Consider the following 12,739-nt stretch of genomic DNA (forward strand, 5'->3'; position numbering starts at 1 on the left):
TCTAAATGGCAGCGCCGATTACTTCAATTAAAAGAATAGAACTTACTCCTGAGGAGCAGCAGCAACAGAAAATGTCAGAACTGCAATCCCTCATTTCGGAACAGCAACAATCATTGAATAAAATCATTCAAATAACCGCTGAATTGGACAACGCAGGCGTGTTGGATGCAGTAACCGCAATGGTGAAAGCGAAAGACGAGATTGCGGGCATTGCTGTGAAGCAAGCTTCACGGGAGCCGATGACAAATCTCATTAATAATTTGTTGAACGCAACGGGTCTTTTGACAACAATTAATCCGGAAGTCACCGCAAAATTGACGGATAACATCACAAAGGGGATTGAGGAAGCCGAACTGTATAAAGGGAACGGGGATAAAGTTTCCATTTTGCAGGTTATGACAGCACTCAACGATCCTCATATAAATCAAGCAGTGAAATACGGTCTAAATTTCCTGAAAGGGATGGGAAAAGGATTAAATGAGTGAATTCCATTTCTCTATTATTCTTTGAAACGAAATCAATTGCCATACGTATGTATGTGTAGAGATTAGAAAAAGAGTAATGGAGAGTGGGGTTAGCTATGCAAAATAATGAAAATGAAGCTTCAGGTCAACTAGTAAACCCGTGGACATCCGTATGGCTTCACCCGAGACAGACAGTCCAATATGTTATGGATTATAAAAACGGAAGTTTTGTTCTTATGATTGCTGCAATTACGGGCGTTATACACTTTCTCGATCAAGCAACGGGTAATGAGCTATTTGAGAACTGGAATATTGCAGCTGTTCTATTAGTGGCATTACTTGCTGGACCGGTCATAGGCGTGATTGGCCTTTATATCGCATCAGGTATCTACCATGCTTTTTCACTGATGCTGGGTGGATTGGGAACATTTGAGGAAACGCGGAGGGCATTTACAGTTTCCAGCATTATTATTGTCATTGGAGGCCTTATTTGGATACCTGATCTGCTTATTTTAGGGCAGGGCAATTTCTCAAGTGATTATGATTTCTCAATTGGACAATTAGGGTGGTCAATGATTTCATTAATCGTCAACTTCATTGTAGGAATTTGGTCGTTGATTGTCCTAATAGCGGCAATCGCTGAAGTTCATCGATTTTCAGCATGGAAAGCCACCTTGGCCGTCATCCTGCCAATTCTAATCCTTGTTGTCATCTTGCTCGTTATGATTGGATTGACAGCTCCAACATTATTTTGAAAATGAAAAAGACGTCTCTTTGTCATTTACGACAGAGAGACGTCTTTGTTATTGGTTCGTCGTAGATTCATCGTCTTCTATTTGCTCTCGTTTCGACTTCCTATAAGCTTCGACCATTGCTTCTTTGTAATCGCCCAAAGTGGCAAATTCATGGAATCGATCTGCATACTTTTTTTTAAGCATTTCGACTTCGTTCCGTTTAGTAATTCGTCGTTCGACTCTGTCCAATACAGTGACCTCCTCACTCATCTTTTACTTAGTTTGCCTGTTATGTCTGTAAATATGAAAAGGAACTAAGAAGATGGAGTAGGGTCAGTGACATCAGATGTTAGTTGGAATCGTCGACATACTTCCCATGATCCGGCACTGCAATCGCTTGAAAGTCTGACGCCAAACGATCTAAATTCTCATGCAACCATTGTCCTCGGACAGGGACACCGTGCCCCGTAATAGCAATTTCCGGCCGTAACGCAGCTAAAATTTCGACGGATTGTTCTGCTGTTTCCCAATTAGGAGTCAAATAGCGGGGCGGGCCACCAATTTCCTTTTCTTGAGTAAACACTTTATAGAGTTCATCCTGTTTTACTGTAACGAAAGCATCTCCGACAATCATTGCATGATCTTCATTGCGAAATAAGGATATATGCCCCTCAGAATGTCCAGGTGTATGAATCCATTTCCAATCAGGCATGAAGGGAACTGTATGGTCAATAGACAACTCATGTGCTCTTGAGCCGATGTCTATACCTTCATGAGGAAACATGAATGATAGCTTTGCAACCATTCCTCCTTCTACAGTCGTGTCAGGTTCCGGGTAATTCTTATGCCCAGTAATATAAGGAAGCTCCAACTCATGCGCATATACAGGTACATCCCAAATTTCCAATAGATCAATCAAACCACCGATGTGATCGAAATGTGCATGAGTCAGGATGATTGCTTTAGGCGGATTATTTTTACCGAATCTCTTTTCAGCTTCTTCCTTTATCTTTTCAGCCGATTTCGGCATTCCCGCATCAATCAGAACCCAATCATTACCTTCGCCAGCAAATCCGTAAAAGATGACGTTTACAATTTGAATTGTATAACAGTACAAATCAGGAGCGACTTCTACTCCTTGTCCACTCATCACCGATGTCATCGGTTGAAATCTCTCGGTAGAAGAACTTCTATCCATACGTCCAAACCTCCTCAGTTAAATAATCAATTTCTTTTATACCCTAATATGTGTATAAAAAACTTTGTCATACGACTAACTAGAAATCAAAGAAACAAATATATTGCCCTTAGCTGTTCTACTCTTTATAATAGAAAGGTATTATTATTTGTCTCAGTAGCTCAGGGGATAGAGCATCAGCCTCCTAAGCTGAGGGTCGCAGGTTCGATTCCTGCCTGGGACGTTACAAAAGAGGTTGCCTGAAAGTCAGTGTAAACTGATTCCCGGGCAACCTCTTTAGATTTACGATTTTCTATCATCAGGATTAATGCCATTCGGTTCTTTCCCGAATTGATTCATCTTTTGGGAACGAATCTCCTCAGGCGTTTCTTGAAATGAGTACCCTTTTTCAAAAATGGTTTCAGGATCAAGTCCATTTGGCTCCTTATTAGACTCATAACTTTCGTTGATTCCTGTGGGAGGCAGCTGGTCTAAGCTCGCTTCATTCCGCATGCTGTTTTCCACATATTCGTTTTTAAAATCGGGCTCTTCTTTTCCCTTCAGGTGTTTTTCATCCATATAATCTTTCTCCATTAAGAACATCCTCCTTTATTATTTCTAGCGTAGTTCTATATTGTTCAATTGCCTTTTTAGACAGGATCCAAACGTTTCCTATTCATATATTAATGGCGAATGACTGAACAAGAAAATTCTGTAAATTAATAAAAGGGTTTTCTTTATCAGTAAAGCATGGTATATTATTAATACGTTAACAGACTAAAGTGTTAAAGCGAGTTTACTAAAAGGAGAGAGATCAATGAAGAAGTATTTGACGCTATTCATCCTATCAATAATTGCATTGCTCGTCGTAACAGGTTGCGGGAATTCCAAAACAACCGGAAAGTCAGGCGGAAAAGATGTTCTTGTCATCGGTGTAGATGATAAATTCGCTCCAATGGGTTTCCGGGATGATAACAATAAACTCACTGGATTTGATATTGAATATGCTGAGGCAGCAGCGGAGCATATGGGTATGGAAGTGAAATTCCAGCCGATTGATTGGAAAACAAAAGAAACGGAATTAAGCAGTGGACGAATTGATTTGATCTGGAATGGGTATACAATCACGGATGAACGAAAAGGAAAAGTTCTTTTTACAAAACCTTATTTAAAAAACGCGCAAGTTGTAGCAACGTTAGCAAATTCCGATATTGCAGCTCTAAAAGACCTATCTGGGAAAAAAGTAGGTCTGCAAGGTCTTTCCTCAGCAGCGGACGCTCTGAACGCAAATCCAATCCGTTCTGAAATCAAGTCCGTCTCCGAATATTCGGATAATGTTCTTGCGCTTTCTGACTTGAAATCTGGCCGTGTTGACGCGGTCATCATTGACGAAGTTGTCATTGATTATTATATGTCCATAAAGGAAGGCGCATATAAAGTATTGGACGAGTCCTTAGCGCCTGAGGAATATGGAGTAGGTGTGAAAAAAGGCAACGAAGAATTGCTTGAAAAGCTTCAAAACGCTCTTGATAAAATGAATGAAGACGGCAGTGCTGCAAAAATCTCCACGAAATGGTTCGGGGAAGATAAAGTACTTAAATAATGAATCGAGCATGCCGGGTTTTCGATAAGAAAACCTGTTTTGCTTTTTAGAAGGAGTCATTACGTATGTCTATAGACTATTTTATTTCCATTTTAATACCAATGCTCGAAGGAGCCCGAGCGACAGTCCTATTATTCCTAATAGCCATCATCGTCTCAATCCCGCTTGGCTTCCTACTGACTTTGATTGTCAGAAGTTCCATCAAACCGTTAGCTTATTTAGCGAATGCATATATTTATTTGATGCGGGGAACGCCGCTCTTGCTGCAGCTCCTGTTCATTGTTTTCGGTTTGCCGCTTATTCCGGTCATCGGGGAATATCTGGTTCTTGACCGGTTTACCGCAGCATGTTTAGGATTCATTTTGAATTACGCAGCTTATTTCGCGGAAATTTTCCGCGGCGGTCTCCTTGCTATCGACAAAGGTCAGTTCGAAGCGGCGAAAGTGCTCGGATTGAATAGATGGCAGACAATGCGAAAAGTTGTATTCCCTCAAATGTTCCGCATCGCGTTGCCCGCAGTGGCGAATGAGTCTGTCACTTTGGTGAAGGATACGGCTTTACTCTATGCAGTAGCGGTCCCTGAACTGTTGCATTTTGCACAAACAGCGGTCAACCGTGACTTCACAATAACACCATTTTTGCTGGCAGGAGTCATCTATTTAATAATTACATTGTGTTTGACTCTGTTCTTCAAATGGTTGGAGAGACGTTTACGGTTTGATTAATTTAAACCTATCCATCTGAAATTATTCGTGATTTAAATGAGGAGTGTATAGAATGCCAATTCTTAAAGTGGAAAACATAAAAAAATCATTCGGTCCGCTTGAAGTGCTTAAGCAGATTAGTTTTGAAGTGAATAAAAACGATGTCATCGCTGTCATCGGTCCATCCGGATCGGGGAAAAGTACGATGCTCAGAAGTCTTGTCCATTTAGAGGAGTTGGATGGGGGAAGTATTTCAGTTAATGGAAATTATATTGTTAAGGATGGCATTTATTCAAAACCTCAGCAATTGAAAGAGATTACTTCCGAAATGGGGATGGTGTTTCAACATTTCAATCTGTTTCCGCACTTGACTGTATTGGAAAACCTGGAACTGGCACCAAAGCTATTGAAAAAGGGAAGCGCGGAACAAACCCGTGAATTGAGCATGGAGTTGTTGTCGAAAGTCGGGCTGTCAGATAAGGCTGATGTATTGCCGTCCAAGCTTTCGGGAGGCCAGAAACAAAGGGTGGCCATTGCCCGTGCCTTAATGAGGAAGCCTGAAGTTCTCCTATTCGATGAACCAACATCGGCTCTTGATCCGGAATTGACGGGGGAAGTGCTTCGTGTCATGAAGGACCTTGCTCAAGAAGATATGACAATGGTTGTTGTCACACATGAAATGGAATTTGCAAAAGAGGTTGCTAACAAAGCCATCTTCATGGATAAAGGGGAAATCGTCGAATCTGGAAGTCCCGTAGATTTATTAAGTAATCCACAAATGGAAAGGACAAAAGCATTTTTATATCGTACACTGTCCAAATGAACAGCCGGTTCCACGATACAGTCGGGAAAGTAGCCCGGCTGTTTTTTTACATTTCGACAACAATGTGAAGTAGGGTTCATAGTGCGATAATTATGGTACACTACGGATAGAAATGTAGTGATTAAGGAGATGTTTTAATGATTCAATCCACTGAAGAAAAGCCGTTCGAAAAAAGAAATTACCGGCCGGCTATCATCATTTTATCAATTGTTTTAATAGGCGTTATCGGACTTTTATCAGGCAGGCAAGGGGTGGAGGATTTCGATGCGTTTGATGTTACCATCCTTCCTTTGATAAATGCCATATTAAATAGCTTCACTTTCCTATTCTTAGTCGGAGCCCTCATTGCCATAAAGAAAAGAAATGTGGGTGTCCATAAGAAATTCATTTATGCCGCATTTTGTACGACCGCTTTATTCCTCGTCACATATGTCGCTTTTCATTATTTGGCGCCATCCACTCCATATGGCGGGAGCGGCATCTTGGCAGGGATCTATTATTTTGTACTCATCACCCATATAATACTTGCAGCTGCAATTGTTCCACTCGCATTAACGAGTGTGGCAAGGGCTTGGAACAGGGAGTATGAGCGTCATCGTAAAATAGTGAGATGGACAATGCCGATCTGGTTATATGTCAGCTTTACCGGTGTTCTCGTTTATATTCTGATCTCTCCATATTATTAACATGTAAAAAGGCTGCTCCCATTACTAGGGAACAGCCTTTTCTAACGTTTAAATGAGTGGTCGATCTGGATAGTCCAAACGTGTATCTCTATACTCACCATCTACTAACACAAGAATCTTACCTTCATTGAAATAATCATTATAGCGATGCGCTTCCTCTTCCGGAATGCCCATCCCGATCAATGCGCCGGCAAGTCCGCCGACTCCCGCTCCTGCAGCAGCACCGGTAATTCCTGCTACAATCGGTCCCGCAGCAATGATCGGCCCGATACCAGGAATTGCAAGCGCTCCGATACCTGCTAAAACTCCACCTAGTCCACCGAGCAAGCCGCCAGTTGCTGCACCTGTAGCAGCACCATCTGCAGCATGCGTTCCTGTTTGTTCCTCAATGTAATCTACATGATCTCTGTCCTTACTAAGGATGGAAATATCATTAGAAGTGTAACCTTGTCGTTTCAACTCTTCAATTGCAGCAACAGCTTCCGATTCGTTGTCATAATAACCTACTACATGTCGTTGTACCATTTAAAAACTCCTCCTGAAAATAATTTTGTTCTAGCGAATTGCTATTCTAGAAAATACCCGAACCTATCATTTTCAAACATGAAGGTTTTAACAGCAACTTTATAGATTTAAACCATAGCTAATCGGGTAACTAACAGGAGTAATAGGAGGGAGAGATATGGATTATCTACTAAATGGAATGAAACTTATTATAGGATTGATAGCTTTAATGGCTGTCATTCGGCTGTTAGGCAAGAAGCATTTGGCTGAAATGACTCCGTATGACATCATCTATTTGATAATGTTTGGTGGTCTACTTGAAGAAACTTTATATGACGAAAAAATCACGATATGGATGTTTCTGTTTGCAGTTACTGTATGGGCTGCAGCTATATTCACAGTTGAAAAGTTGGTGCTCAAATTCAATCGATTGCGTATTCTTCTAAAAGGGGAGCCCGATCAATTAATTTCAAACGGAAAAATTCATCGGAAAGCGTTTAAGAAAAATCAATTGGAAATGGAGCAGGTTCGAACAATGCTTCGTCAACAAGGGATATTTTCCTTGAGGGAAGTCCGCGACATGTACATTGAACCAGGAGGCCAAGTTTCTATTAATACGTTCGCAAAATATAAGTCAGTCGTAGCTGATGATTTGGGAATCGAAAAGAAGGAAGAGGAACCGAGTGTGTTGCTCATCGATAATGGTGAAGTGAAATCGGAAGTCCTGAACGCCATTGGTAAATCCAGCGAATGGCTGCAGGAAGGGATCGGTGCGAAAGGATATGATCATGTGGCTGAGATACTTTACTGTGAATGGTCAGAAACTGACGGGTTCTACATTAAAGGATTTGCTGATACTATAGAGTTGAATGGACATCAGCCAAGCTGAACGATTATAATAACCATTCGAAATTGGAACCAGATGGATTTCTGATAAGAGGTGCAAGTTATGAAAACAGTTGTCGGAGGGATGCAATGGGCGGTTTTTTTAATCGCATCCTCTATTGCGGCTCCTATTGCGATTGCCCATTTGTTTGGAATGGAAACTGCCGAAACCGCGCTTTTCATTCAGCGTACGATTTTTGTACTTGGAATTGCATGCCTCATTCAAGCCTTTATAGGGCATCGACTGCCAATCAATGAAGGACCAGCAGGATTATGGTGGGGTATTTTCGTCGTTTACGCAGGAATGGTAAGCATTGCATATCCTACGGCCCGGGACGCCCTGCAAGCCTTGCAAAGTGGAATGCTAGTCAGCGGCGTCCTTTTTATTATATTGGCGATTAGTGGATTGATAACGAAAATGAAAAATCTATTCACGCCGTCAGTTACATTTACATATTTAATGCTTCTCACTTTGCAGTTAAGCGGTACTTTCCTTAAAGGGATGGTAGGTGTTGACAGCGTAGGGGATAAGATCGACGGTCTTTTATTCCTTGGGAGTTTTGCAGTCTTACTTGTAACGTTCATGACAATGAACAATAAATTTTCTTGGGTCTCCAGATATTCCGTTCTATTGTCAATCGGCTTCGGTTGGATTCTTTTTCTTCTTATCGGTAAGGCAGATAGTGTAAAGCTTGAGGTTGGACAATGGATAAGTTTTCCTGATCTATTTGTGTACGGGAAGCCGGTTTGGGATAGCGGCATGTTCATCACTGCAGGTTTTATCACGCTTTTGCTGATTGCGAATATGATGGCGTCCATCCGGGTAATGGAAAGTTTGCTTAAGCAATCTTTTTCGATCACTCCGCCGGATCGAATGAAGCAGGGGGCAATCGCTTCCGGGATCAATCATCTATTCGCGGGATTTTTTTCGGCCATCGGACCTGTTCCGATTTCCGGTGCGGCAGGATTTGTAGGAGCGACAAGGATGGCTACACTTATACCGTTCATTACTGGCAGTGTTCTCGTTGTACTAATAACGCTCATTCCATCAATCATGTCGGTTTTTGCTGTTTTGCCTGCACCGGTTGCATATGCCGTCACATTTGCCATTTTTACGAAAATGGTGGAAATGGCATTCCGTGAACTTGCTGCCGAGCCGAAACAGGAACGTGCCTATAAGGTGACAGCCGTCGGACTGATGATTGGCATAGGTATCATGTTCATCCCGCAGGAAAGCATGTCAGATCTGCCGAATGCCCTTGCGGCCGTTTTATCAAACGGTCTCATTATCGGCACAATCATTGCAATCATAATGGAACAATTCTATCTGTGGAATGAACGGAGCAGAGTATAATGGCGCAGGGAAAAGGCTGTCAATCACTTGAAAAAGCGATTGACAGCCTGTTATTTTGATTTCATAACCTCGATGGAATGATTCAACTGCAATAATTGCTCATAAGCATCGTCAATGGAATCGGCATAGATGACAAAGTCATTTTCATATGGATGTTTTGTCGTTGAGTGCTCATAGCGGGGATCGTAGTAGTATTCAAGCAATAGCGTAACTGCCGCCTTGAACTTTCCTTCGTCCAAATTTTCTTCGATCTCTTTTGCGATCGGTACATGGATGCGTCGTTTGATTAGATTAAACGCTTCAACGAACTTCTCTCCGACTTCCCATGGATTATAATCAGCCAAAATGTTAGTAACCCGTTGCTCGAGTGGTAGGTTGATGAATACATGGATTCCATTTTCCTTTTTGTTAAATAGGAAAGAGGGGATCAGTACTTTGCCAATCCGTTTACTTTCACCTTCGATATAAACGAAAGCTTCTTCCTTCACCTTTAGCAGTTCATGAATTAGCAATGAATCGAATTTTTTTTGGTTATTCGGCACAAGCCCGATTTGACCGAAGATGGAACCTCGATGTCCTGCGAGCTGTTCCAGATTGATGGAAGGATGACCTTCATCAGCGAGCCGTTTCAATAGAACAGTCTTGCCTGATCCGGTATATCCATTCAATACGATCAGTTTCGGTGTAAAAACTTCCTTTTCCAATTCCTTTACAACCCATTGGCGATATGTCCGGATTCCGCCGCTTAACCGATTTGCTTGGATGCCCATTAAATCAAGGACGGTTGCGGCTGTTTTGCTTCGCATACCGCCGCGCCAGCAAAAGACAGTCTTAGGAGTATCTATCATTTTAAATTGTCGAATGAAAGAAGGAAGTTTAGCTGCGAAAATCTCCAGTCCCCGTTCATTAGCAGCTTCTTTGCTGACCTGTTTATAAAGAGTACCAATTTCTGCCCGTTCCTCATCGGTAAAGACAGGGATGTTTATACTGCCTGGAATTGTCGCTTCGCTAAACTCGGATGGAGATCGGACATCAATGATAGTATGTGGCTCTCTCTCCATTGATGAAAATAGGTCTTGTAAACTAATATCTCTAATCAACGTTTTTCACCTTCTATTATAAGGGTCATTCAACAGTAATCTTTCCTGGATGTTCGCCCGTAACTTCTCCGATTATGGTTGCGTTGACGCCGTTTGCAGTCATCTCGTCAACTAGCTGATCGGCTTCATTAGCCGATACTGCAATGAGGAGACCACCTGAAGTCACTGCGTCACACAAAATATAACGGTCCAATTGATCAAGTTTCTCGGAGTAGGTGACCGAATCAGCAACATGGGCATAGTTGCTTTTCGTGCCTCCTGGAATCCTTCCTTCTTCTGCAAGCTCTTTCGTGCGGGGAAGGACAGGTACTTGCTCATAGAAAATCCGTATGCCCGCATTACTTGCTTTAGCCATTTCAGTCGCATGCCCTAGCAAACCGAATCCGGTGACATCGGTAGCTCCATGAACCTCATAGGCGGACATCACTTCTGCCGCTGTCTTGTTCAGAGTCGTCATAATTGAGGTTACTTGTGTTATTTCCTCAACTGAAAGTGCGCCATGTTTTAATGAAGTTGTATAAATCCCTACTCCAATCGGTTTCGTCAATACCAACTTGTCGCCTGCTTTTGCACCAGCATTTGTACGTATGTGATCAGGATGGACAGCGCCTGTTACTGCTAATCCAAATTTAGGTTCTTGATCGTCAATGGAATGTCCACCGACAAGTGTGACACCGGCTTCTCTTAACTTGTCACCGGCCCCGCGTAAAATATCGGTAAGGATGTTCTTGTCCAACTTTGAAATTGGAAATGCCACGATATTAAGAGCAGTTATTGGCTTCCCGCCCATTGCGTATACATCACTAATTGCATTCGTTGCAGCAATTTGCCCGAAATCATAAGGATTGTCGACAATTGGAGTGAAAAAGTTAAGCGTTTGCACGATTGCAATATCATCAGTAAGTTTATAAACGCCGGCATCGTCACTCGTATCAAGACCGACTAGAAGGTTGGGATCAAAGGCGGCAGGGGGAAGAGATTGAAGAACCTGTGATAGGTCGGCGGGACCAATTTTACAGCCGCACCCCCCTTTTGATGTAAGTGAGGTAAGTTTTACAGAATTAATTGTATTCATCAGCTATTCCGCCTTTCAAGATTAGTTATTAAATAGTTTAGCACACTGGATACATACGTATAGTGTGCCAAGTTTGCAATAATGCTTCCTCTAAATCCAACCCATTGGGCGGGAATTGAATAAATATTAGTGGTACATTTGTATAAAGAAATATGAGGAGGTTAAGAGATGAATACTTTTTCGATGGTTATCGACGGAAAAGAAGTCGGCAAAGACCTTAAGACAATTGATGTCATTAATCCTGCAACTGGAGAATCGATTGCAACCGTTCCTCAGGGAGGGGCGAAAGAAGCCATTTTAGCTGTGGATGCAGCATATGATGCATTTCAAAAATGGTCCGCTCTTTCCGCATATGATCGGAGTTCATTGTTGGTGAAATGGCATGAGTTGATTGATATGCATATGGAAGACCTTGCGCACACGATGACGGAGGAGCAAGGGAAACCGCTATCAGAGGCAAAGGGCGAAATAAAGTACGCAAATGGATTTATTTCTTGGTATGCGGAGGAAGCAAAGCGTATTTATGGTGAAATGATACCTTCAAGCCATACAGGGAAACGGATATTCATCCATAAACAACCGGTGGGTGTAACAGCTGTCATCACGCCTTGGAATTTCCCTGCAGCGATGATTACAAGAAAAGTCGGACCGGCGCTTGCCGCAGGTTGCACAGTTGTCATCAAACCGGCCGAACAGACACCGATTACCGCAATCCGATTGGCACAGTTGGCATTGGAAGCAGGCATTCCCGCTGGTGTCATTAACGTAGTCACAGGGGAGGCGAGTGCAATTGGCGATGCTTGGCTGCAGGATACTCGTGTACGTAAGCTGACATTCACCGGTTCAACCGAGGTAGGGAAATTGTTTATGCGGGGGGCTTCGGATACGGTGAAGAAAATTTCACTGGAACTCGGAGGCCATGCCCCGGCAATCGTCATGGAAGATTGTGATATCGATAAAGCCGTTGAGGGAGTCGTTGCTGCCAAGTTCAGGAATGCCGGCCAAACATGCGTATGCGCGAATCGCATTTACGTTCATGAAACGATTGCAGAGGAATTTTCACGGAAGTTGGTTGAACGGGTAAAACAATTGAAAGTCGGAAACGGAATGGATGAAGGGGTTGCAATCGGTCCGCTTATCGATGAAGAAGCAATCCGTAAAGTACAATCCCACGTAGTTGACGCACTTTCAAAAGGCGCAAAAATAGCTGTCGGTGGCTCAAGGAAGGATGGCCTGTTTTACGAACCGACCATTTTACTCAATGTGAATGATAATATGGTTTGCATGAAGGAAGAAACGTTCGGTCCTGTCGCTCCTATTACAACTTTTTATTCCGAAGAAGAGGTGCTAAGAAGGGCGAATGATTCGATTTATGGATTGGCCGCTTATGTATTTACAGAGAATCTCTCAAGGGGCATTCGGATGAGCGAAAAATTGGAATACGGAATTGTCGGTTTGAATGACGGACTACCATCAACCCCCCAAGCGCCATTCGGAGGTTTCAAGCAAAGCGGCCTCGGTCGCGAAGGCGGCCATCATGGCTTGGATGAATATATTGAAGTCAAATATATTTCAGTAGGATTATAATCAAAAGAGAAGTTGGGGGAAATTCTATAAATGTAAGAGTGAG

The 12,739-nt window shown here is 42.5% G+C and carries 15 protein-coding genes and 1 tRNA gene; 10 read left to right on the forward strand and 6 right to left on the reverse strand.

All coding sequences use genetic code 11. The features are described from left to right. Positions 1 to 5: 5 nt before the first annotated feature. Positions 6 to 485: a DUF1641 domain-containing protein gene (locus tag M3152_RS07280; protein ID WP_251694504.1), complete on the forward strand. Its 480-nt coding sequence runs from the start codon at positions 6 to 8 to the stop codon at positions 483 to 485. Between the two features lie 95 nt (positions 486 to 580). After that, positions 581 to 1,219: a Yip1 family protein gene (locus M3152_RS07285; protein ID WP_251694505.1), complete on the forward strand. Its 639-nt coding sequence runs from the start codon at positions 581 to 583 to the stop codon at positions 1,217 to 1,219. A 48-nt stretch (positions 1,220 to 1,267) separates the two neighbouring features. Here M3152_RS07285 and M3152_RS07290 read toward each other — a convergent pair whose 3' ends face one another. Beyond that, positions 1,268 to 1,447, reverse strand: a complete 180-nt coding sequence (locus tag M3152_RS07290) for a hypothetical protein (protein WP_251694506.1) — start codon at positions 1,445 to 1,447, stop codon at positions 1,268 to 1,270. A gap of 100 nt (positions 1,448 to 1,547) precedes the next feature. Then, complete coding sequence (locus M3152_RS07295; protein ID WP_251694507.1) at positions 1,548 to 2,396, reverse strand: MBL fold metallo-hydrolase; 849 nt, start codon at positions 2,394 to 2,396, stop codon at positions 1,548 to 1,550. A 150-nt stretch (positions 2,397 to 2,546) separates the two neighbouring features. Here M3152_RS07295 and M3152_RS07300 point away from each other — a divergent pair. Beyond that, positions 2,547 to 2,619, forward strand: a tRNA-Arg gene (locus M3152_RS07300). Positions 2,620 to 2,678: 59 nt separating this feature from the next. Here the strand turns inward: M3152_RS07300 and M3152_RS07305 are convergent. Then, entirely contained in the window at positions 2,679 to 2,969 is a 291-nt protein-coding gene (locus M3152_RS07305; protein WP_251694508.1) for a hypothetical protein, read from the reverse strand. A 223-nt stretch (positions 2,970 to 3,192) separates the two neighbouring features. On the opposite strand from M3152_RS07305, the gene M3152_RS07310 reads away from it, so the two are divergent. From M3152_RS07310 to M3152_RS07325, 4 genes are all read left to right on the forward strand, one after another. Further along, the gene (locus M3152_RS07310; protein ID WP_251694509.1) at positions 3,193 to 3,978 is read left to right on the forward strand and encodes an amino acid ABC transporter substrate-binding protein; all 786 of its coding nucleotides are present in this window, start codon (positions 3,193 to 3,195) and stop codon (positions 3,976 to 3,978) included. Positions 3,979 to 4,043: 65 nt separating this feature from the next. Further along, positions 4,044 to 4,703: an amino acid ABC transporter permease gene (locus tag M3152_RS07315; RefSeq protein ID WP_251694510.1), complete on the forward strand. Its 660-nt coding sequence runs from the start codon at positions 4,044 to 4,046 to the stop codon at positions 4,701 to 4,703. Between the two features lie 52 nt (positions 4,704 to 4,755). Continuing rightward, positions 4,756 to 5,505 carry an amino acid ABC transporter ATP-binding protein gene (locus tag M3152_RS07320; protein WP_285846975.1) on the forward strand — a complete coding sequence of 250 codons (750 nt, stop codon included), beginning with the start codon at positions 4,756 to 4,758 and terminating at the stop codon, positions 5,503 to 5,505. Between the two features lie 137 nt (positions 5,506 to 5,642). Further along, on the forward strand, positions 5,643 to 6,191 hold the full coding sequence (locus M3152_RS07325; RefSeq protein ID WP_251694511.1) for a DUF420 domain-containing protein: 549 nt from the start codon (positions 5,643 to 5,645) through the stop codon (positions 6,189 to 6,191). Between the two features lie 48 nt (positions 6,192 to 6,239). On the opposite strand, the gene M3152_RS07330 is transcribed toward M3152_RS07325, so the two are convergent. Then, complete coding sequence (locus M3152_RS07330; RefSeq protein ID WP_251624365.1) at positions 6,240 to 6,716, reverse strand: general stress protein; 477 nt, start codon at positions 6,714 to 6,716, stop codon at positions 6,240 to 6,242. A 157-nt stretch (positions 6,717 to 6,873) separates the two neighbouring features. Between M3152_RS07330 and M3152_RS07335 the strand changes: the two genes are divergently transcribed. Both M3152_RS07335 and M3152_RS07340 read left to right on the forward strand, forming a co-directional pair. Beyond that, complete coding sequence (locus tag M3152_RS07335; RefSeq protein ID WP_251694512.1) at positions 6,874 to 7,584, forward strand: DUF421 domain-containing protein; 711 nt, start codon at positions 6,874 to 6,876, stop codon at positions 7,582 to 7,584. Positions 7,585 to 7,644: 60 nt separating this feature from the next. Next, positions 7,645 to 8,934, forward strand: coding sequence for a purine/pyrimidine permease (locus M3152_RS07340; RefSeq protein ID WP_251694513.1), 1,290 nt, complete (start codon positions 7,645 to 7,647; stop codon positions 8,932 to 8,934). Positions 8,935 to 8,984: 50 nt separating this feature from the next. Here the strand turns inward: M3152_RS07340 and mnmH are convergent, their stop codons facing one another. Together mnmH and selD are read right to left on the reverse strand one after the other, a co-directional pair. After that, positions 8,985 to 10,034 carry a tRNA 2-selenouridine(34) synthase MnmH gene (gene mnmH / locus M3152_RS07345; protein WP_251694514.1) on the reverse strand — a complete coding sequence of 350 codons (1,050 nt, stop codon included), beginning with the start codon at positions 10,032 to 10,034 and terminating at the stop codon, positions 8,985 to 8,987. Positions 10,035 to 10,059: 25 nt separating this feature from the next. Beyond that, positions 10,060 to 11,100, reverse strand: coding sequence for a selenide, water dikinase SelD (selD, locus tag M3152_RS07350; RefSeq protein ID WP_435371943.1), 1,041 nt, complete (start codon positions 11,098 to 11,100; stop codon positions 10,060 to 10,062). Positions 11,101 to 11,277: 177 nt separating this feature from the next. Here selD and M3152_RS07355 point away from each other — a divergent pair, with 177 nt between their 5' ends. Further along, complete coding sequence (locus M3152_RS07355; protein ID WP_251694516.1) at positions 11,278 to 12,696, forward strand: NAD-dependent succinate-semialdehyde dehydrogenase; 1,419 nt, start codon at positions 11,278 to 11,280, stop codon at positions 12,694 to 12,696. Positions 12,697 to 12,739: the final 43 nt, after the last annotated feature.

Source organism: Sporosarcina luteola (assembly GCF_023715245.1).
GTDB classification, from domain to species: domain Bacteria; phylum Bacillota; class Bacilli; order Bacillales_A; family Planococcaceae; genus Sporosarcina; species Sporosarcina luteola_C.

Bases quoted from the DNA above. Each gene is read 5' to 3' on its own strand.
- M3152_RS07280 (WP_251694504.1), top strand. From the start codon at position 6: ATGGCAGCGCCGATTACTTCAATTAAAAGAATAGAACTTACTCCTGAG.
- M3152_RS07285 (WP_251694505.1), top strand. From the start codon at position 581: ATGCAAAATAATGAAAATGAAGCTTCAGGTCAACTAGTAAACCCGTGG.
- M3152_RS07295 (WP_251694507.1), bottom strand. From the start codon at position 2,396: ATGGATAGAAGTTCTTCTACCGAGAGATTTCAACCGATGACATCGGTG.
- M3152_RS07305 (WP_251694508.1), bottom strand. From the start codon at position 2,969: ATGGAGAAAGATTATATGGATGAAAAACACCTGAAGGGAAAAGAAGAG.
- M3152_RS07310 (WP_251694509.1), top strand. From the start codon at position 3,193: ATGAAGAAGTATTTGACGCTATTCATCCTATCAATAATTGCATTGCTC.
- M3152_RS07315 (WP_251694510.1), top strand. From the start codon at position 4,044: ATGTCTATAGACTATTTTATTTCCATTTTAATACCAATGCTCGAAGGA.
- M3152_RS07320 (WP_285846975.1), top strand. From the start codon at position 4,756: ATGCCAATTCTTAAAGTGGAAAACATAAAAAAATCATTCGGTCCGCTT.
- M3152_RS07325 (WP_251694511.1), top strand. From the start codon at position 5,643: ATGATTCAATCCACTGAAGAAAAGCCGTTCGAAAAAAGAAATTACCGG.
- M3152_RS07330 (WP_251624365.1), bottom strand. From the start codon at position 6,716: ATGGTACAACGACATGTAGTAGGTTATTATGACAACGAATCGGAAGCT.
- M3152_RS07335 (WP_251694512.1), top strand. From the start codon at position 6,874: ATGGATTATCTACTAAATGGAATGAAACTTATTATAGGATTGATAGCT.
- M3152_RS07340 (WP_251694513.1), top strand. From the start codon at position 7,645: ATGAAAACAGTTGTCGGAGGGATGCAATGGGCGGTTTTTTTAATCGCA.
- M3152_RS07355 (WP_251694516.1), top strand. From the start codon at position 11,278: ATGAATACTTTTTCGATGGTTATCGACGGAAAAGAAGTCGGCAAAGAC.